Annotated in this window: 17 protein-coding genes, 1 pseudogene and 1 riboswitch; of the genes and pseudogenes, 1 reads left to right on the top strand and 17 read right to left on the bottom strand. The window is 32.8% G+C overall.

Features of this window, described 5'->3' with window-relative positions; translation table 11 throughout:
• Nucleotides 1-595 precede the first annotated feature (595 nt).
• From glnA to hflX, 4 genes and pseudogenes are all read right to left on the bottom strand, one after another.
• Nucleotides 596-1,936, bottom strand: a complete 1,341-nt coding sequence (glnA, locus tag LQ611_RS11875; RefSeq protein WP_025905621.1) for a type I glutamate--ammonia ligase — start codon at nt 1,934-1,936, stop codon at nt 596-598.
• 137 nt (nt 1,937-2,073) lie between these two features.
• Nucleotides 2,074-2,311: pseudogene (locus tag LQ611_RS11870) on the bottom strand (MerR family transcriptional regulator); the annotation flags it as partial.
• Nucleotides 2,312-2,397: 86 nt separating this feature from the next.
• On the bottom strand, nt 2,398-3,645 hold the full coding sequence (locus tag LQ611_RS11865) for a methionine gamma-lyase family protein (protein ID WP_107573047.1): 1,248 nt from the start codon (nt 3,643-3,645) through the stop codon (nt 2,398-2,400).
• Between the two features lie 11 nt (nt 3,646-3,656).
• Nucleotides 3,657-4,895: a GTPase HflX gene (gene hflX, locus LQ611_RS11860; protein ID WP_107573046.1), complete on the bottom strand. Its 1,239-nt coding sequence runs from the start codon at nt 4,893-4,895 to the stop codon at nt 3,657-3,659.
• A gap of 109 nt (nt 4,896-5,004) precedes the next feature.
• On the opposite strand from hflX, the gene LQ611_RS11855 reads away from it, so the two are divergent.
• Nucleotides 5,005-5,478, top strand: coding sequence for a glutathione peroxidase (locus tag LQ611_RS11855; protein WP_037587881.1), 474 nt, complete (start codon nt 5,005-5,007; stop codon nt 5,476-5,478).
• A gap of 66 nt (nt 5,479-5,544) precedes the next feature.
• On the opposite strand, the gene hfq is transcribed toward LQ611_RS11855, so the two are convergent.
• The 13 genes from hfq to LQ611_RS11790 all read right to left on the bottom strand — a co-directional run bounded on the left by hfq (nt 5,545) and on the right by LQ611_RS11790 (nt 20,567).
• The gene (hfq, locus tag LQ611_RS11850) at nt 5,545-5,775 is read right to left on the bottom strand and encodes an RNA chaperone Hfq (protein ID WP_025905616.1); all 231 of its coding nucleotides are present in this window, start codon (nt 5,773-5,775) and stop codon (nt 5,545-5,547) included.
• A 13-nt stretch (nt 5,776-5,788) separates the two neighbouring features.
• Entirely contained in the window at nt 5,789-6,718 is a 930-nt protein-coding gene (gene miaA / locus LQ611_RS11845; protein ID WP_107565698.1) for a tRNA (adenosine(37)-N6)-dimethylallyltransferase MiaA, read from the bottom strand.
• The gene (locus tag LQ611_RS11840; protein WP_239709585.1) at nt 6,711-7,658 is read right to left on the bottom strand and encodes an alpha/beta fold hydrolase; all 948 of its coding nucleotides are present in this window, start codon (nt 7,656-7,658) and stop codon (nt 6,711-6,713) included. The genes miaA and LQ611_RS11840 overlap by 8 nt, the downstream gene beginning before the upstream one ends.
• A gap of 134 nt (nt 7,659-7,792) precedes the next feature.
• Nucleotides 7,793-9,469: a glycerol-3-phosphate dehydrogenase/oxidase gene (locus LQ611_RS11835; RefSeq protein WP_025905613.1), complete on the bottom strand. Its 1,677-nt coding sequence runs from the start codon at nt 9,467-9,469 to the stop codon at nt 7,793-7,795.
• Between the two features lie 114 nt (nt 9,470-9,583).
• Entirely contained in the window at nt 9,584-11,077 is a 1,494-nt protein-coding gene (gene glpK, locus LQ611_RS11830; protein WP_049318999.1) for a glycerol kinase GlpK, read from the bottom strand.
• Between the two features lie 26 nt (nt 11,078-11,103).
• Nucleotides 11,104-11,922, bottom strand: a complete 819-nt coding sequence (locus LQ611_RS11825) for an MIP/aquaporin family protein (protein ID WP_025905611.1) — start codon at nt 11,920-11,922, stop codon at nt 11,104-11,106.
• 190 nt (nt 11,923-12,112) lie between these two features.
• Nucleotides 12,113-12,646, bottom strand: a complete 534-nt coding sequence (locus LQ611_RS11820) for a glycerol-3-phosphate responsive antiterminator (RefSeq protein WP_025905610.1) — start codon at nt 12,644-12,646, stop codon at nt 12,113-12,115.
• 9 nt (nt 12,647-12,655) lie between these two features.
• Entirely contained in the window at nt 12,656-14,626 is a 1,971-nt protein-coding gene (gene mutL, locus LQ611_RS11815) for a DNA mismatch repair endonuclease MutL (RefSeq protein ID WP_107590816.1), read from the bottom strand.
• Between the two features lie 14 nt (nt 14,627-14,640).
• Complete coding sequence (mutS, locus tag LQ611_RS11810; protein WP_107565699.1) at nt 14,641-17,166, bottom strand: DNA mismatch repair protein MutS; 2,526 nt, start codon at nt 17,164-17,166, stop codon at nt 14,641-14,643.
• A 140-nt stretch (nt 17,167-17,306) separates the two neighbouring features.
• The gene (thiW, locus tag LQ611_RS11805; RefSeq protein WP_025905607.1) at nt 17,307-17,807 is read right to left on the bottom strand and encodes an energy coupling factor transporter S component ThiW; all 501 of its coding nucleotides are present in this window, start codon (nt 17,805-17,807) and stop codon (nt 17,307-17,309) included.
• 65 nt (nt 17,808-17,872) lie between these two features.
• A riboswitch (TPP riboswitch) is annotated at nt 17,873-17,964 on the bottom strand.
• Between the two features lie 8 nt (nt 17,965-17,972).
• The gene (locus LQ611_RS11800; protein ID WP_025905606.1) at nt 17,973-18,404 is read right to left on the bottom strand and encodes a YlbF/YmcA family competence regulator; all 432 of its coding nucleotides are present in this window, start codon (nt 18,402-18,404) and stop codon (nt 17,973-17,975) included.
• Nucleotides 18,405-19,940 (bottom strand): tRNA (N6-isopentenyl adenosine(37)-C2)-methylthiotransferase MiaB, encoded by a 1,536-nt coding sequence (miaB, locus tag LQ611_RS11795; protein ID WP_025905605.1) that lies wholly within the window; start codon nt 19,938-19,940, stop codon nt 18,405-18,407.
• Between the two features lie 117 nt (nt 19,941-20,057).
• Nucleotides 20,058-20,567, bottom strand: a complete 510-nt coding sequence (locus LQ611_RS11790; RefSeq protein WP_107565700.1) for a GNAT family N-acetyltransferase — start codon at nt 20,565-20,567, stop codon at nt 20,058-20,060.
• Nucleotides 20,568-20,571 lie beyond the last annotated feature (4 nt).

The following is a 20,571-nucleotide window of genomic DNA, read 5'->3' as shown; positions in this document are numbered from 1 at the left end:
ATAGTAAGCGATAGCGCGCTAGATTATATAAAAAATAAACTGTGAAGTAGAGTCGTACGTTCTCTACTTACACAGTTTATTTTACACTCCCACTACAAACTTAAAGATCACCTCTCTGTAGGTGGTCTTTTTTTAATATAGGCCTAATATTATTCCAAAAAATCCTATTATAAGTAAAACATATGTGATAAACCTTATAGTATCAGCACGTTTCATTTCTTTAATATATAACTTTGTATTTTCATCAGAGAATGAAGTGAAATCTTTTTTTAATTCTTCATCAGTTTGTTGTCTATAATATGAATCCCCATTCTTTATTTCTACTCTCAAACTTTTAATATGGACCGTCTACACTTAATTGGACAACTTCTTTAAAGAGAAGTTGTCCAATTAAGTGTAGACGGTCCATTACCATAGGCGCTCTTAGTTACAATTCCTTCGACTTTTGTTAGTATGGCTTGCCTTAGTTACACTTCGCCCAACTTTTGTTACTAACGCCTCCACCATATTTTAACTTCTATAACACATCCCCACACTCCCCCCAAAATCCAGACAAAAAAACCCTCAAAGCATAAGCTTTGAGGGTTAATAGCAATTAGTATTGCTTCATATATTGATCTCTTTCCCATTCTGATACTTGTGTTCTGTAATAATCCCACTCTAATGATTTAGATTGTATGAATTGGCGATAGATATGATTACCTAATGCTTGTTTAACAACTTTATTTTCTTTCATTGCTTTAACAGCTGTATAAAGTGTTGATGGTAAGTCTTGTACGCCTACCGCTTCACGTTCTTCTCTATCCATTTCATAGATGTTTTGATCTACTGATTCTGGTGGTGTTAATTTATTTTTAATACCATCTAATCCAGCTTCAAGGATAGTAGCTAATGCTAAGTAAGGGTTAGCTGCTGGGTCTACTGAACGAATTTCAACACGAGTTGATAATCCGCGCGATACAGGTATTCTTACTAATGGTGAACGGTTTTGACCACTCCATGCGATATAACATGGTGCTTCATAACCAGGCACTAAACGTTTATATGAATTTACTAATGGGTTACATACTGCTGTAAATCCACGTGCATTTTTCAAGATACCAGCAATAAAGTGATATGCATCATCAGTTAATTGCATTTCTCCATTTGGATCGAAGAATGCATTTTCTTTACCTTTGAATAATGAAACGTTAAAGTGCATTCCGCTTCCGTTTACACCAAATAATGGTTTTGGCATGAATGTCGCATGCAAGTTATGTTTACGTGCAATTGTTTTTACAACTAGTTTGAATGTTTGAATGTTATCACATGCTGTTATAGCATCTGCATATTTAAAGTCGATTTCATGTTGACCAGGTGCTACTTCGTGGTGACTTGCTTCAATATCAAAGCCCATATCTTCTAATTCTAGAACGATATCACGACGACAGTTTTCACCTAAATCTGTAGGTGCTAAGTCGAAGTATCCACCATTATCGTTTAATTCTAATGTTGGTTCTCCTTTTTCATCTAATTTGAATAAGAAGAATTCTGGTTCAGGTCCTAAGTTGAAATCTGTAAATCCTAACTCTTCCATTTCTTTTAATACACGTTTTAAGTTTGTACGTGGATCACCAGGGAATGGTTTGCCATCCGGATTGTAAATATCACAAATTAATCGTGCTACTTTGCCTTTTCCTGCAGTCCAAGGGAAAATTACCCAAGTGTCTAAGTCAGGACATAAATACATATCCGATTCTTCAATTCGCACGAATCCTTCAATTGAAGAACCGTCAAACATCATTTCATTGTTTAATACTTTTTCTAATTGTGCAATTGGTACTTCAACGTTTTTAATTGTACCTAAAATGTCAGTAAATTGTAATCTTAAATAACGTACGTTTTCTTCGTCAGCAAAACGAAAAATATCTTCTTTTGTAAAAGTTTGTTTAGCCATGTGATTATCCTCCAGTTTTTAATTAAAAAATCTTGATAAATCTCCACGGTTAAGTGGTCCCTCTGTTTTAGAAGTTCCTCTAATTACCCGCTCTCTCATCTTCAGTTCTTCTTCAGAAAGGTCATTTTCTTCTTCTAAAAGAATTTGTTTGATCCCTTTCATATTAAATCCCTTTTCGATAAGATTTTTAATTTCCAGTAATCGTTCAAGGTCATTTAAAGAAAATAACCGTTGATTACCTTCAGTCCTTTTGGGCGAAACGAGCTCATTGCTTTCATAGTATCTGATTTGTCTGGCTGTTAGCTCTGTTAACTTGATTACGACACCAATCGGGAACACGGCCATGTTTCTTCTGATTATGTCTCTTGACAGCACGACCGCCTCCTTTAGTAAGAACTTGTTATAAATTTAGCACATAAATTTTCAGAAAACAAATGAATGTCAGGAAACCTTACATCTTTTTATAATTCAACAAGGTTTTGCTTGATTAAATGCTGTACAGCACGCGTTATCGCAATTTTAACATGTTCATAAGTTAAGCCACCTTGAATGTAAGCTTCATATGGTGGTCTAATTGGACCATCTGCCGTTAACTCAATTGATGATCCTTGAATAAATGTACCTGCAGCCATGATAACATCATCTTCATAACCTGGCATATAGCTAGGCATCGGACTAAAATGCGCATTAATTGGAGATGCGTGTTGTATCGACTGACAAAATGCAATCATTTGTTCTTTTGTTTCAAAAGTAACAGATTGAATAATATCTGTACGTTTATCTTGATAATGCGGTGTCGTTGTCATATTTAATTTTTCTAGCAAGCGAGAAGTGAATAATGCACCTTTCAAACTTTGACTGACAACATGTGGTGCTAAGAAGAACCCTTGATACATTTCTGGTAAACTTCCTAAAGATGCGCCCGCTTCTTTACCAATTCCTGGTGCTGTTAATCTGTATGCACAACGTTCTATCAGGTCAGCTTTTCCTGAAATATAACCGCCAATTTTAGCTAAACCACCTCCTGGATTTTTAATTAAAGAACCTGCTATTAAATCTGCACCAATTTCAATGGGTTCTTTATCCTCAACAAATTCTCCATAACAATTATCTACAAAGACAATTTTATCTGGATATGTTTCTTTAATCGCATTGATTGCTTGTTCAATTTGTGCAATTGTTAATGAAGGTCGCGAACTATAACCTTTAGATCTTTGTATCGCAATGACTTTAGTATTTTCATTAATATTTTCTAACACTGAATGAATATCTATTTCATTTTGTTTCAATGGTACTTCTCGGTATGTGATACCTTGTTCGATAAAACTTCCTATACCATTACCATTTATACCGATTACTTCTAATAACGTATCATAAGGTGTTCCTGTAATATATAATAATTCGTCTCCATATTTCAGTTGGCTGTTAAGCGCTAATGTAATAGCGTGCGTACCTGAAATAATTTGAGGTCTTACTAAACTGTCTTCAGCTTTAAATACTTTACTATAAACATCTTCTAAATGATCTCGACCTACATCGTCGTATCCATATCCAGTTGTACCGATTAAGTCTGATTCAGTGATTTTCACTTCATGAAATGCATCAAGTACATGTTCTTGTGCGATTAATGCATTATGTTCGATTTGATCAAAGTATGGTCTTAATTCTTTTTCTACATCAATAATTAATTCTTTTAATTTCTGTTCCATTTGTTTACCTCTTATTTCTGTTTATAACCTTTTATGTGATATGTTTCTGTTTCTTCATCAAAATCCATTTTCTCAACTAAAGTATGTTTTTTTTGCCAATATAATTTGTCAGCATCCCTTGATGGAATATCCATTTCGTAGTAATCCATTGTTTCTTTAATCATATCGACTAATTTTTCTTTAAATATAGCTTTATCATTATAACCTTTTGCTGAAACAAATATAGATTGTCCTGATATCGCTGAATGATTAGAAGGCGCTAAATCTTTTTTATTAAATACGACCAACATCGGAATATGTCCCATATCTAATTGATTAACTAAAGTCATAACCGTTTCATACTGTTCCATATAGTGTGGATGGCTTGCATCTACAACATGAACGAGTAATTGCGCATATTTCGCTTCTTCTAAAGTCGATTTAAATGCTGCGATCAATGTTGTAGGCAACTTCTGAATAAACCCAACTGTATCAGAAAGTATCACGTTAAACCCGTCATTTATTGTAATGGCGCGAGATTTAGGATCTAAAGTCGCAAATAACAAATCTTGTTCGAATGTTTCATCATTTGATAACTGATTAAACCACGAAGATTTACCGGCATTTGTATAACCAATTAATGCAACTTGGTATGCTTGATTATGTTGACGTCGTTCTCTATAACGTGAACGATGAGAAACGATTGTTTCTAATTGATGCTTTATTTCATTCATTCTAGTACGAATATGTCTTCTATCTGTTTCTAATTTCGTTTCACCTGGACCTCTCGTACCAATTCCGCCACCTAAACGAGATAAGCTTTTGCCGTGTCCAGATAATCTCGGCAATAAATAATCTAACTGTGCTAATTCAACTTGCAATTGACCTTCTCTACTTGAAGCTCTTTGCGCAAAAATTTCTAAAATCAATTGAGTGCGGTCTATAATTTTTGTGTTAAATAACTCATCTAAATGTTTCGATTGCGCAGTTGTCAATTCATCATTTGCAATGACTGCATTCACTTTAATATCATTCAATTCGATATATTCAATGACTTCTTCAATTTTACCTTTACCAAAATAATACTGTTGATCAGGTCGCTCTCTTTTTTGAGTGAAGAGTTCCATGACTTCTAGTTGGCTTGTAACAGCAAGAGATTCCAATTCTTGAACTGTTGATTTAAATGTTGCTTCATCATCTTTTTTATCATGAATTGCTAACAGGATTACTTTTTCTGTTTCATGTTTTGTCGACTTCATATCATTTTTCATTTTTATCACGCTCACTTTAAATATATTTTAACATATAAACATGCATGCAAATTGATATGACTTTGATAAATTTTTGATTATAATAGAATTAAGAAAAGGAGTGATGGCAATGTCAATTTATGACTTCGTTGTTGCAAAAACGAACGGTGAAGAATATTCATTATCTGAGTATAAAGGAAAAGCTATTTTAATTGTTAATACAGCAAGTGAATGTGGGTTCACACCTCAATTTGAAGGTTTAGAAGCTTTATACCAAGATTATAAAGATCAAGATTTCGTGGTGTTAGGATTCCCATGTAATCAATTTGGTAATCAAGAACCTGGCGACTCTTATGAAGCATACCAAAATTGCAAATTAAATTATGGTGTAACTTTCCCAATGCATGAAAAAATAAAAGTTAAAGGTTCAGAACAACATCCTCTATATGAATATTTGACTTCTGCTAAAAAAGGTATTTTAAATGGGTCAATTAAATGGAACTTTACAAAGTTCTTAGTGAATAAAGATGGAGAAGTTGTGAATCGATTCTCTCCACAAAAAAGCCCTGAACAATTGAGAAGTTCAATAGAAGCAGTATTATAATTGATTACACATAAATAAGCGGCTAAGACAATAAAATGTCCTAGCCACTTATTATTTGAAACACAATTATTGTTCGCTATCTTGATTTTCATCATCTTGTGCATCTACGAAAGTTGAGATAGCATGTTTGTAAATTAGATGTTCTTTCCCTTGAATATCTAATAATACAACTTTGTCGTCAAAGTCGACAATTTTCCCTTTCATTTGAAATCCATTCAATAAGAATACCGTAAGTTCAGTTCCTTCTGATTTGAATTTCTTAAGTAAAACTTCTTGAATATTTTCTTTCTCTGCCATATGACTTTCCCCTTCACTTGGATAATTGGATTACGTTGTCTGCGATTTCTGTTAAAGACTGTTTATCCCGTTGAAACCAAGTCACATTCATTTTGTTTTTAAACCAAGTCATTTGACGTTTGGCATATCTTCTTGAATTTTGCTTGATTTGTTCTGTAGAGGTTTCTATGTCTATTTCTCCATTTACTACTGGTACCAATTCTTTATATCCAATTGCTTGCATACTTTGAGAATCTTGATATCCTTTCTCAACAAGATTAGACACTTCTCTTAATAATCCTCGCTGCAACATCATGTCAACGCGCATATTAATTCTTTGATATAATGTTTCGCGCGACATTTCTATCCCAATTAATATTGTACTATATTTTCCAGAAAATGTCTGGCTTTTCTTTCTTTCACTTAAAGTTTTTTTCGTATTTAAGTAATATTCAATAGCTCTTTCTACTCTTTTTCGATTGTTCGGATGCACTGATGACGCGGTTTCTGGGTCGATTTCATATAAATAATTGTGCAATTCAATATTTGAGCATTTAGATAATTTATTTAATTTATATTTTGTAATTTCCATTTTTTCAGAACTGATTTTCTCTTCTTCAAGGTTATAATCATATAAAACCGACTGTACATATAAACCTGTTCCACCGACAAGTATCGGCATTTTACCTCTATCATGAATATCCTTTACAATTCTTTCAAAGTCTTGTTTAAATCGATAAACTGAATATGGTTCATCCGGTTCATATACATCTATTAAATGATGAACAACGCCTTCTTTTTCTTCTTCTGTCACTTTAGCTGTACCAATATCTAGACCTTTATAAATTTGAAAGGCATCACCATTAATAACTTCACCGTTTAAAGCTTTGGCTAATTTAATACTTAATTCTGTTTTACCTACTGCAGTAGGTCCTACTATTGCAATTAATGGTTTTTCATTCATTTGTTATTTCCTCTTTTTCTAATTGTTTAATTTGTACCATCAACCAATTATATAAATGTTCATACACTGCATAACGGTTCGTCTCAAATAACACTTCATGACGCTTATTTTTATATAATTGTACTGTGACATGTTTAACACCTGAACGTTTATAAATAGAAGCTAACTGTTTAATACCATTACCAAATCCACCAAAGTGATCTTCTTTACCTGATACTAGTAAAATCGGCATATTTAAATTTTGTTGTTTAATATAACTGATTTTCTTAGTTTGGACAGAAGCCTTTACTGTTTCTAGAAGTACTTTATGTGAAATCGGAAATCCTGAATACATATCTTTTTCATATTGCTCACGATTTTCATCACTTTGACTTAACCATTTATTATCTTTATTTAAATCTTTATGTTGTCGATTCATTGTCTTAAAAGCAATATTATTAATAAACTTTGATTTTGTGCGACTTCCAAAAAATAAATTCACAAACTTTAATGCATATAAGTTTAATTTGCCTTGAATTTTAGGATAAACAACCGTTCCTGACAGTATCAAAGCATCTACATCATTTGGATAATCATGAACAAATTGTCTCGCAACTAACGAACCCATAGAATGGCCAAGTAATATAAATGGCAATTCCGGATTAAGTTCATTTTTAAATGTATCCCTTACTTCTTTAACGTCGTCGACTAAATCTTGTAATGCATTAAAATGACCTCTTGAAGAAGCTTCTATGTTCATACCATGACCTCGGTGGTTATGACGTATAACATGAAAGCCTCTTTTACATAAATATTCTGCTACTGCATCATATCTATCTTTATGTTCAGCCACACCATGCAGTATATGTATAATTCCATAAGGTTTTTCATCCGTTTTATCAATTGTAACTTCTAAAGTTTGTTCTGTAGATAATGTAATTCTATGATTAAATCGTCTCAAAGACATGCGCCTCCCTTATAAGACATTATAGCAAAATCTATAGCGCTTAAAAATATATTCACAAATCCATCATATAATATATAAAAAACCTGCCGACAAAAAGTTGTCAGCAGGTTTAAAAAATAAATTATAAATTATTTAACTATAGCTGGTTGATCATTTGGATTAACCGCTTCTTTAATAGCTTGTTCTAATTCATCTTTATAAACGCGTTTAGTATCATTATCATAATTTAATACTTGAGCCATTACTTCAACTATCGCATCTTTATGATCTAATACATATTGAATATCAAAGTATAAACGACCTGAACGACGTACTAAGAAGTCAGTTGGTTTATGAACCATTTCTTTTTGAATGCTGTAAATAACTTCAGCATATACTTCGATTGGTAGGTTAACATCTGCAACTTGTGTAGCATGTGCAATAGCAAATACTTCATCTACATTAGATCCGTATTTTCTAGCTAAATAACGTGCTGCATCTTCTGATAAGTTGTAGTTTTTAGCTTCTTTAACTTTACTTTCAACGAATGATTCATAATTTTTACTACCACCAACGTTACCGCCAGAAATGTAAGTTTCTTTTGTACGACAAGGTTTGAATGATAATTTATATTCTTCTTTAAGACGTTTACTTAATAAATCAACAATGTCTTGAGCCATATGACGGTAACCTGTTAATTTACCACCAGCGATTGTAAGTAAGCCTGAATCGCCTTCCCAAATTTCATCTTTACGAGAAATTTCTGATGGATCTTTACCTTTTTCAAAGATTAATGGTCTAACACCAGCCCATGTTGATTCGATATCTTTATCTTCAACTTTTACAGTTGGGAACATATAGTGAATAGCATCTAATAAATATTGACGATCTTCTTCTGTAACTTTAGGAGAAGATTTATCATTATCATAAATTGTATCAGTAGTACCAACGTAAGCTTTTCCATCTCTAGGAATTGCGAAAATCATTCTGCCATCATTTTCTGTATCAAAATATACAGCTTGACCTAATGGGAATACGCTTTGGTCTATTACAATATGAACACCTTTAGTTAATCTAAGTTGTTTATTGTTTGTTGAATAGTCTTTACCACGTACTTCATCAACCCATGGACCTGCAGCATTGATAACTCTTTTACCTTTAATTTCGAAAATTTCATTTTGTAATAAATCAGTTACTTCGATACCTGATACTTTTTTCTTTTTGTTATATAAGAATTTATTTGATTTAGCATAGTTAATGATATCTGCACCAAATTCACGTGCGCGTTTCATAACTTCAATTGTTAAACGAGCATCATCTGTACGGTACTCAACATAGTAACCACCAGCTTTTAAACCGTCTTGTTTTACAAGTGGTTCTTTCTTAATTGTTTCTTCTCTGTTTAACATTGTACGACGTTCAGCTTTTTTAACACCTGCTAAGAAATCATAAACTTTCAAGCCGATTGATGTTGTAAATGGACCCATGCTACCGCCTTTGTGTAAAGGTAATAACATCCATTCTGGTGTTGTTACGTGAGGACCATTTTCATAAACGATCGCTCTTTCTTTACCAGTTTCAGCAACTACGCCAACTTGGAATTGTTTTAAGTAACGTAATCCACCATGAACTAATTTCGTACTTCTAGAACTTGTACCTTGTGCAAAGTCTTGCATTTCTACTAATGCTACTTTCATACCACGTTGCGCTGCATCTAAAGCGATACCTGCACCAGTGATTCCTCCACCGATAACAACTACGTCATATTCAGTATTTTTAAGTTGATCTTTAACTTGATTACGATTTAATGCTGATAATTGTTGCATAACCATTTCCTCCTATAAAATGTAAAAAAATGAGAGACTTATCCCTACAAAAATGTACGAACAAAGCCTCTCATGTCTCTACGAAATATTAACTTAACTATATGATAACACAACTTAATCTAATTTAAAAGCTTGAGTGGCTTTTACTGCAGTTTTCCAACCTTTATAAAGTTTTTCACGTTCTTCTTCTTCAAGTTCAGGTTTGAATTCTGTTTCTAATTTCCAACGTTGTTTTATCTCATCTTTAGATTTCCAGAAACCTACTGCTAATCCAGCTAAGTATGCTGCACCTAATGCAGTTGTTTCATTTACTTCTGGTCTTTCTACTGGCGTATTTACAATATCAGCTTGGAATTGCATTAAGAAATTATTCTTAACAGCACCGCCATCAACTCTTAATGTTTCAACATTAATTCCAGAATCTTTTTCCATTGCTTCTAACACATCTCTAGTTTGGTAACATAATGATTCTAAAGTTGCTCTAATGAAATGTTCTTTTTCAGTACCACGTGTTAAGCCGAAGATTGCACCTCTAGCATCTGCATCCCAATAAGGTGTACCTAAACCAACAAACGCTGGTACGACGTATACGCCTTCTGTAGATTTAACACGATTAGCATAATCTTCTGAAGCTGGTGCTGATTTAATCATTCTTAAACCATCTCTTAACCACTGAATAGCTGATCCTGATACGAAAATACTACCTTCTAATGCGTAGTTTACTTTTCCGTCTAGACCATAAGCTAAAGTTGTTAATAAGCCACTTTCAGATTTTACAGCTTTTTCACCAGTGTTCATTAACATAAATCCACCAGTACCGTATGTGTTCTTAACTTCTCCACTTTCGAAGCAAGCTTGTCCGAATAATGCAGCTTGTTGGTCACCTGCTACACCAGCGATTGCAATTTTCTCACCGAAGAAGTGATGTTCTTGAGTATAACCATATACTTCACTTGAAGGTTTAACTTCTGGCAACATAGAAGCTGGAACATCAAGATATTCTAATAATTCTTCGTCCCATTTCAAGTCATAAATGTTATACATTAATGTTCTACTTGCGTTTGAATAATCTGTTACATGAACGTCACCTGTAAATTTCCAGATTAACCAAGTATCAATTGTTCCGAATAATAAATCGCCGTTTTCAGCTTTTTCTCTAGCACCTTCAACATTATCAAGAATCCATTTTACTTTTGTACCTGAGAAATATGGATCTAATAATAGACCAGTTTTTTCTTTGAAAATTGGTTCTAAATCTTTAGATTTTAATTCTGTACAAATGTCTTGAGTTTGTCGTGATTGCCAAACAATTGCATGATAAACTGGACGTCCAGTATTTTTATCCCATACGACAGCAGTTTCCCTTTGGTTTGTGATACCAATACCTTCGATTTGTTTTGGACTAATGTTATTTTCATTAAGTACACTTGAAATAACCGCTAATACTGAAGTCCAAATTTCATTCGCATCATGCTCAACCCAACCACCTTTAGGGAAGTATTGCTTAAATTCTCTTTGACTCACAAATTTGATAGTACCTTCTTTATCAAAAAGTATTGCTCTAGAACTTGTTGTACCTTGGTCAATTGATAAAATGTATTTTTCCATATTAAACACTCCTATAAATTTGTATATTACAGAATTTCTGAAACTTCGTCTTTAAGTATTGATTTATTTAAGAAAATACCAGACAATACGACAATCACTGTAAAGATGATTGAGAATATAACGAAACCGTTTACAACCCCGTTAAATAAAATATTAAATAATGCTGCACCTAACATACCACCTGAAATCGGTCCTAAAATCGGCACAATTGCATATTTCCAATTTGAACTTCCTTTACCCGGAATTGGTAATAGCATATGCATGATACGTGGTCCGATATCACGAGCTGGGTTAATCGCATAACCTGTCGCACCACCTAAACTTAAACCAATTGCTACGATTAATAAACCAACAATTAAAGGATTTAAGCCATCAGTAAATTTATTAGTTCCTATAAATAATAATCCCATAACTAAGATCATAGTTCCAATAATCTCACTTAAGAAGTTTGCTACATAGTTTGGATAAGATGGACCAGTTGAGAATACACCTAACTTAGCACCTTGATCTTCAGTTTTTTTCCAGTGTGGTAAATAAGTAGCCCATACTAAAAATGCACCAATCATAGCACCAATCATTTGAGCCACAATAAATGGAACAACTTTAGACCATGGGAATGATCCGTCAATTGCAAAGCCAAGCGTAACAGCTGGGTTTAAATGTGCCCCGGAAACATTACCAACTGCATAAACACCAAGCATAACAGCTAGCCCCCAACCTAATGAAATAACAATCCAGTCTGCACCTTTACCAAGTGCCCCTTTTAGATTGACGTTAGCACATACACCGCCACCAAATAATATTAAGATGGCTGTACCAATTAATTCGCCTAAAAATTCACTCATATTAAACACCCTCCTAAATATAATATGCTAATACATAAAAAGCCCCCTACGTTGAACTACACATCATATTCATATAGTAATTTATACAAATTTAACGCATAGTTTCTTTTCGTAGAGGGTCTCATTTACTCATCTCATATATTAACTTAATTAGAAGTATAATATTTTATGAAAACGTTGTCAAATCAATTTACCAAATTGTAATATCGCTAGACGTAACATATTGTGCACCGCTTTCAATTGCTAAATCAATTTCTTCTTTAGTATTAATTAATCCACCTGCAATAATTCTCTTACCTGTTTTATCACTAATTTCTTTGATCACTTTAGTAGCAACACCTGGTAGTACTTCCACTAAATCAGGGTCTGATTGTTTAATCAGTTCAATACTTCTACTTAACGCTGTGCTATCAAGAATGAACACACGTAATATCGTTAACGTATTTAGTTTTTTGGCACGTTTAATAATTTTTGATTTCGTTGATATAATGCCATGTGGTTTATATTGTTGTATAACATATTCAACAGCCGCTTCATCATTTGATAAACCTTTTATTAAATCAATGTGTAGCATCACTTCTTTTTGATGCTTTTTCATTTGCTCTAAAATGCCTTGCAAATGACCGATATGTGTATCTAGTAAAACGCATCGTTCATAATCCATCTTAAAGAATTTTTCCATATCTTTCATAGAGCGAATAGCCGGTAATATATGCTTGTTCATTTTATCCTCCTACATAACGCGTTTAAATAATTTTTCTAATTCATACGTCGTTAATTCAATAATAATTGGTCTTCCGTGCGGACAAGTAAACGGGTCAGTTGTTTCTCTTAATTCATCTATTAAATGACTCATTTCATGATTTCTTAAATAATGATTAGCTTTAATAGATTTCTTACAACTCATCATAATTGCTGCATCTTCTCTTAATTTTTTAATATCAACTTTTTCATGATTTAACACGTAATCGATCATATCTTTGATTATTTCTTCTGCATCAACATTTGGCAACCAAACTGGGTATTCGCTAACCATATAATCATGATGACCAATTGGTTCTAAAAATACGCCCGCTTCAGCTAAGGATTGTAAATACTTTTCAATAATCATGTGTTCGTCTTTAGAGAAATTAAATGTTAGTGGCAACAATAAACTTTGTGTTTCGTTTGTGACTTCACCGATTTTTTCTTTGAAAAATTCATATTTAATTCGTTCTTGTGCTGCATGTTGATCAATCATAAACATGCCTGTATCATTTTGTGCCACAATATATGTTCCGTGTACTTGACCTACAACTTCCATATACGGTACACGTGGCGCTTCAGATACTTGTTCTTCTTCAATTGGCGCTTGATATGGTGTATCAACATATTCTACTGTATCTTGAACTTCATAAGTTTCTTCATTATTTTCAATATGCTCGGGTTCATCATGCTGAACATCTATATCTCTATTTTCTTCTTGTTTGATAGTATCTTCTTGTATAACCGAATGATGTTCTGTCTTATCTTTAAATTGCCAAGAAGGTGAAGGTTCTCTGCTAGTAGCGTCATTTGTTTTTTCAATTTCTTCAACACTTTCACTTTTATGAGAAACTTGCTGCTGTTGAGTTATATTTTGATTTCTTTTAGCTTCAAAATCTATTTTTTGTTGTTCAAAAATTTCTTTTTGTGATTTTTTAGGTTTTTGCTTTTCTAAAGATGTGTCTGGAATTAATGACATACCTCTAAATGCTTCTTTAATTTTTTGATTAATCAAATCATAAAGTAGTTGTTCTTTAGAAAGCCTTACTTCTAGTTTAGTCGGATGTACGTTAACATCTACTAAAATCGGATCCATTTCAATATTTAAATAAACGATTGGATATCTACCGATTGGTAAGAGTGTATGATAACCTTCTATAATTGCTTTGTTAAGTACAAAGTTCTTAATATATCGCCCGTTGATAAATATAGAAATATAATGACGATTACTTCTCGTGTGCTCAGGTTTACAAATAAATCCGTTTACGACGTAATCATCTGTTTCGCCATTTATTGGTACAAGGTCTTTCGCAATTTTCATACCATAAATTTCAGCCATTACTTCATTTGTTCTTCCTGAGCCATTCGTTGAAATAACTGTTTTGTCATCTGATACAAGATTAAATGCGATATTCGGATGGCTCATCGCCATTCTATTGACTATATCCGTAATTTTGCCCAGTTCTGTATACAAACTTTTAACATATTTTAATCTTGCTGGCGTATTATAGAATAAATCTTCAACAAGAATATCTGTACCTTTTTTAGCTTTAGCAGGTTGTTTTTTCGTGATTTCACCATTTTCAACGCGTACTTCATGTCCAAGCATACCATCCGTACAAGTCTTCATCGTTACTCTACTCACTGATGAAATACTTGCCAAAGCTTCGCCTCTAAAACCAAGTGTACGAATATGAAACAAATCATAATCGTTATTGATTTTACTTGTCGCATGTCTACCAAATGCTTTGGCTATATCGTCTTCTTCAATGCCTGTTCCATTATCTACGACTCTAATAGATTGAATACCTGATTCTTTAATCGTAATATCAATTTGAGTAGCTTGAGCATCAATTGCATTTTCCAACAATTCTTTTACAACAGAAGCTGGTCTTTCAACCACTTCACCTGCAGCTATTTTGTTGGCTAAAGATAATTCGAGCTCTTTAATTTTTCCCAATGCACTCACACTTTCTATTTAAGTTGTTTTTGTAATTCATGCAGTTTTGATAATGCTTCAATAGGTGTTATGTTCATTAAATCAATTGATTTAAGTTTCTTTTCAATTTCAGATTGCCCTTGTTCTTCAAATAATTGGAATGACGGTTGTTCATACTTATCTGCTTCTTTCTCTACTTTTGTATGAGATTCAAGTTCTTGTAAAATAGTATGTGCTCTTTCAATAATTTCATCAGGTAAATCCGTTAATTTCGCTACATGAATACCATAACTTTGATCAACCGCACCTTCTTTTACTTTATGCAAGAAAATCAATTCTCCTTGATATTCTTGTGCAGCTACGTGAATATTTTTAAGTCCAGATAACGTTTCATCTAAATGTGTTAACTCATGATAATGTGTGGAGAATAATGTTTTTGCTTTTGTATGATGATGTACATATTCAATCATAGACTGTGCAAGCGCTAGACCATCAAATGTAGATGTTCCTCTTCCGATTTCATCAAATATAATTAAGCTATCTTCAGTTGCTCCTACCATAGCTTTTTCAGCTTCTAACATTTCGACCATAAATGTACTTTTGCCTGATACTAAATCATCTGCTGCACCAATTCTTGTAAAAATTTGATCAAATATTGGCAATTGCGCATAATCTGCAGGCACATATGCTCCCATTTGAGCCATAATACTAATAATAGCTATTTGACGCATATACGTACTCTTACCAGACATATTTGGTCCTGTTATTAAATAGATAAAACCTTCTTTATCTAAATAACAGTCATTTGGAACATAGTCATTATGATCCATTACGCGTTCAACAACCGGATGTCGCGATGATTTAAGTGATAACGTTTTATCTTTACTAAAGATTGGACGAGTATAATGATATTTTTGCGCAATTTCAGCAAAGCTTTGTAAACAGTCTATTTCTGATAGTAATTTAGCTTGTGCTTGTAACTTTTCAGTATAAGCTTTCACTTCTTGTCTTAAATCAAGGAATAGTTGATATTCTAGTTCGATTGCTTTATCTTCTGCACCTAAAATGATAGATTCTTTTTCTTTTAATTCTTCAGTAATAAATCGTTCAGCATTTGATAATGTTTGCTTACGTTGATATCCTAGAGCATCTGTATCAATATGATTTAAATTTGCTTTTGTAATTTCAATATAGTACCCAAAAACTTTGTTAAAACTTACTTTTAATGATTTTACACCCGTTCGTTCACGTTCTTTTAATTGTAATTCTGCTATCCATTGCTTACCGTTTGTTGAAGCTTCTTTATATTGATCTAGTGTTTCATTAAAGCCTTTTTTAAATATGCCACCTTCTTTAACAGAAATAGGTGGATCTTCTACTAAACTTTCATCTAATAATCGTTCTAAATCATTTAATGGTTCAAGATCTTTAAATCGGTCTATAGACTTTGAGTCTAATCTTTCAATAATTTCTTTAACATATGGAATTTGCTTTATTGAATAATTCAACTGTACTAAATCTTTAGCATTCACATTGCCATAGCTAACTCTTCCGACTAATCTTTCAATATCATATACCATATTCAAATAACTTCTAAGTTCATCACGTTCAATAAAACCATTCACTAATTGTTCAACAGCATCTAATCTTTGTTCGATATCTCTTTGGTTGATAAGCGGTCGATCTATCCATTGCTTTAATCTTCTTGCGCCCATAGGTGTTTTCGTATCATCCATCAACCATAATAATGTACCTTTTTTAGATTTAAGTCTGATACTTTCTGTTAATTCAAGATTTCGTTTCGCGTAAAAGTCCATTTTCATATAATCTAAAGCTCTATATACGACAACTTCTTCTAAATGTGGCATATCGCGTTTACCATTATCATGAATATAATTTAATAAATAATTTAATGATCTTTTTTGAGCGTGAGATGTGCCCGTGACAACTTCATAATCTCGTTCTTCATAGCTATCAATAACTGTGATTGTTTCAGTTATAAGCTGAATTTGTTTATATAAATTATCTGGTAACACTTTATTAACAATAATCTCATTAGGGTGAATCGTTGTAATTTCATTAATTAAAGTTGTTTCATCAACAAATGATGTTACTTTTAATTCACCTGTTGTGACATCACAGTAACTTAAATGAAACTCTCCGTCTTCTTTTATAAATCCTAATATATAATTATTTGTTTTTTCGTCCATACCCTTTTGATCCATGACCGTACCTGGCGTTATGACTTGCACAACTTCTCTACGAACCATTCCTTTAGTTTGTGTCGGATCTTCCATTTGTTCACAAATCGCGACTTTATAACCTTTTGAAATAAGTTTTTCAATATATCCAGAAGCAGAATGATATGGTACCCCGCACATTGGAATTGGATCTTTCTTAGCATCTCTTCTTGTTAGTGTTATTTCCAAAACTCTCGATGCTTCAATTGCATCATCGTAGAACATTTCATAAAAATCACCTAATCTGAAAAATAATAATGTATCTTGATATTGAGATTTTATCTTTAAATATTGAGCCATCATCGGCGTTGGTTTAGACATCTTTATTCACGTTCCTTTTTTTAACTTTCGATTTATCTATTTTATCAAAATTTCTACTATTAAACGAGTATGTTTATTTATTAAAAAAAGAGCGTAATAAAGCAATTTATGCTTCACGCCCTTTAATTCATGATATAACTTTAAGTATCATTTTTTAATTTCTTTAATATACCTCTTTTTTCAAAAGCTTTTAATAATATATAACTTGCGATAGCGCCTATTAGACTACTAAAGAAAAATGATAAAAATAATGGCCAAAATGCAATTTTCCCTAATCCTAGTAACCAACCTATCGGAATACAAACGAAGCTACCTATCACACCTGTACCTATAACTTCTCCTAAAGATGCAATCGATAATTGTTTGCGATATTTATAAAGTAAACTTGCTAATAATACGCCTATCATACTGCCTGGAAAAGCAAAAATCGTGCCTAAACCTAGTAAGATTCTAATAAACGAAGATAACAAAGCTTGCGCTAAGCCATACCATGGTCCAAGAAATACGGCTGATATAACATTAATGAAATGTTGCATTGGCAATGCTTTTATTGGACCTATTGGTATCGTGATAAATGTACTAAAGACAACATTTATTGTTGTTAATATTGCGGTTAAAGTCATTAATTTAGTCTTCTTCATTATATTTCCTCCAAATAAAAAATCATTAGTCTACGTATTGGCAGACTAATGATTATGAGCATATATAATCTTTAGTTGCACAATCTCTACGCCAGTATTACCTGGATCAAATCTACACGTATATTCTCAGCCTTGTTAGGCACCGTGTGTGCAATATGTTAAATCTTAATTTGAACAGCTACTTGTGTTTGGTGCATTTCTAACGGCTGCACCAGTTTCACCAGTAAGTTGATTACCACCTGTTGATTCAATAATTTCATTTGTAACTGTGTGGCTAATTGAATGAGATACCATTTGTAAAAGTTCATTTACTTCAACTTGTGCTTCTTTAAATTCACTTACAATTGGCATTTCATCTAATTCTTTTTCAATATTTTTAATTTTTTCTTCAACCATAGCTAAAGCTTTATCTTTACCATAGTTTTGGAAATTAACTGCTTGTTTTTGTAAAGATTTCAAACTCGCCATTTTTTCTCTGACTGTTTGATTCTCATGGATTTGCGCTTCTGCACGTTTAAAGAAATCTACTTCTTCTGTTTCTGACATCATTTTCCCTAGTTTACGTGCTTGTTCTAAAATATCATCTTTTGTATACATTTAATGTACCACCTTTTCTTTAGATACAACATCTATAAATTCACCATTTAATGAATATTGTTTTGCTTCAGTAATTTTTACTTTTACGATTTTGCCAATTACATCTTTTGGTGCTTTAAAATTAACTAATTTATTCTTTTCAGTATAGCCTGCTAATACCGCTTCATCTCTCTTACTTGAACCTTCACATAAAACAAATACTTCTTGTCCTTCATATGGTTTCAATGATTCTGCTGCATATTCGCCAACTACTTTATTTAATCTTTGAAGTCTTTCTTTTTTCTCTTTATCAGGCACATTATCTTTCATCTTAGCTGCTGGTGTACCTTCTCTCGGAGAATATACATACGTGTAAGCATGTTCAAAACCAACTTCATGATACAACTTTATTGTTTCTAAAAATTGTTCTTCTGTTTCATTAGGATAGCCAACAATGATATCCGTTGTCAATGCTACATCAGGAATTGCTGCTTTTATTTTATGAACTAATTCTAAATAGCTTTCACGTGTATATTTTCTACCCATAATTTTTAACACTTGGTTATTTCCAGACTGTACTGGTAAATGTATATGAGGTACGATATTACCGCCATTAGCAATCACTTCAATTAAACGATCATCAAAGTCCCAAGGGTGACTTGTCGTAAAACGTACACGCGGTATATCGATTTTAGTGATGTCATTTAACAAATCACCTAATCCATAATTTAAACCTTCAATATCTTTCCCGTATGCATTTACATTTTGACCTAATAAACATATTTCTTGGTAGCCTTGTCTTGCTAAGTCTCTTACTTCAGCAATAATTTCTTCAGGCATACGACTTCTCTCTTTACCACGAGTGAACGGTACAATACAATACGTACAGAATTTGTCACAACCGTACATAATATTTACCCATGCTTTTATTCTACCATTTCTTACTTTAGGTAAATTTTCGATGACGTCGCCTTCTTTAGACCATACTTCAACGACCATCGCTTTAGACATATATGCTTCTTCTAAAATTTCAGGCAATCTATGGATGTTGTGTGTACCGAAAATCATATCAACATTCTGGTATGATTTAAGAATTTTATTAACGACAGATTCTTCTTGTGACATACATCCACATACACCAATTAAACAATCTGGTCGCTCTTGTTTAAGATGCTTTAAATTCCCAATTTCACTGAACACTTTATTTTCAGCATTTTCTCTTATCGCACACGTATTAAGTAATATCACATCAGCATCATCTACTGAATTCGTCGGTCCAAAACCTAACGCCTGTAAAATACCAGCCATTACTTCTGTATCATGTTCATTCATTTGGCAACCATATGTTCTAATATAGAATTTACGACCTTTCCCCATACCTCTAAGTCGTTCGTCTATTTTAAAATCATCATGATATTCAACTTGTGATTTCCCTCTTTGTTTAGCGTCCTTTAAATTTGGAGGTTGATAAACATGTTCGAAGTACTTGCTATAATCCTTCTCTAAATTAGGTTCTGTCTTCGCTTTGGCCCCATGTTTTCTTTGCTCTTCATTCAATTTCAAAACCCTTTCTGCCCATATATTTATACCTATATATTATATTAGAGTTCAACATAAAGTGCAAAAATGTTCCGACATTTTTGCACTTTCATTTCATGTATCAAATATTTAATTTTAAAGATGCTTAATCCAAAATCTTCTCGTATTTTCATGTTCATCTGATTGATACGGTTCATCTTCAACACCATTATTATTTATAATGACTTTCGCACTTGCATCATTTGATTCATCACAAGTTACAAGAACAGAATGAACACCTTCATTATTTAAATTCTTAACTGCATAATTCAACAACTTTGTCGCATAGCCTTTACCACGTTCGCTTTTTCTAACACCGTATCCGACATGGCCACCTTTTTTATATAAATAGTCGTTTAATGCATACCTAATATTTACAGCGCCAACAATTTTGTCATCATCAATAAGTACATACGTTTTTGCTTTTACAAAGTCTTTATCAACAGGGGCTATTGCTTCTTCTAACATGATTAACATCTTATCAAATCCACCGTGTTGACGAACATCTGTCGCCCATGGAACTACCGGTTCTTCATTTTCATACCATTCATTCATATATTCTGTGAATAACGATTCAATACCTTTATCTATTTCTCTGAATTCCATAAAC

The organism is Mammaliicoccus sp. L-M44 (assembly GCF_022386355.1).
In the GTDB taxonomy this organism is placed as follows: Bacteria; Bacillota; Bacilli; order Staphylococcales; family Staphylococcaceae; genus Mammaliicoccus; species Mammaliicoccus sciuri_A.
This window is presented reverse-complemented; position numbering and strand designations above follow the sequence as displayed.

Bases quoted from the DNA above. Each gene is read 5' to 3' on its own strand.
- glnA (WP_025905621.1), bottom strand. From the start codon at position 1,936: ATGGCTAAACAAACTTTTACAAAAGAAGATATTTTTCGTTTTGCTGAC.
- LQ611_RS11865 (WP_107573047.1), bottom strand. From the start codon at position 3,645: ATGGAACAGAAATTAAAAGAATTAATTATTGATGTAGAAAAAGAATTA.
- hflX (WP_107573046.1), bottom strand. From the start codon at position 4,895: ATGAAAAATGATATGAAGTCGACAAAACATGAAACAGAAAAAGTAATC.
- LQ611_RS11855 (WP_037587881.1), top strand. From the start codon at position 5,005: ATGTCAATTTATGACTTCGTTGTTGCAAAAACGAACGGTGAAGAATAT.
- hfq (WP_025905616.1), bottom strand. From the start codon at position 5,775: ATGGCAGAGAAAGAAAATATTCAAGAAGTTTTACTTAAGAAATTCAAA.
- miaA (WP_107565698.1), bottom strand. From the start codon at position 6,718: ATGAATGAAAAACCATTAATTGCAATAGTAGGACCTACTGCAGTAGGT.
- LQ611_RS11835 (WP_025905613.1), bottom strand. From the start codon at position 9,469: ATGCAACAATTATCAGCATTAAATCGTAATCAAGTTAAAGATCAACTT.
- glpK (WP_049318999.1), bottom strand. From the start codon at position 11,077: ATGGAAAAATACATTTTATCAATTGACCAAGGTACAACAAGTTCTAGA.
- LQ611_RS11825 (WP_025905611.1), bottom strand. From the start codon at position 11,922: ATGAGTGAATTTTTAGGCGAATTAATTGGTACAGCCATCTTAATATTA.
- LQ611_RS11820 (WP_025905610.1), bottom strand. From the start codon at position 12,646: ATGAACAAGCATATATTACCGGCTATTCGCTCTATGAAAGATATGGAA.
- mutS (WP_107565699.1), bottom strand. From the start codon at position 17,166: ATGTCTAAACCAACGCCGATGATGGCTCAATATTTAAAGATAAAATCT.
- thiW (WP_025905607.1), bottom strand. From the start codon at position 17,807: ATGAAGAAGACTAAATTAATGACTTTAACCGCAATATTAACAACAATA.
- LQ611_RS11800 (WP_025905606.1), bottom strand. From the start codon at position 18,404: ATGTATACAAAAGATGATATTTTAGAACAAGCACGTAAACTAGGGAAA.
- LQ611_RS11790 (WP_107565700.1), bottom strand. From the start codon at position 20,567: ATGGAATTCAGAGAAATAGATAAAGGTATTGAATCGTTATTCACAGAA.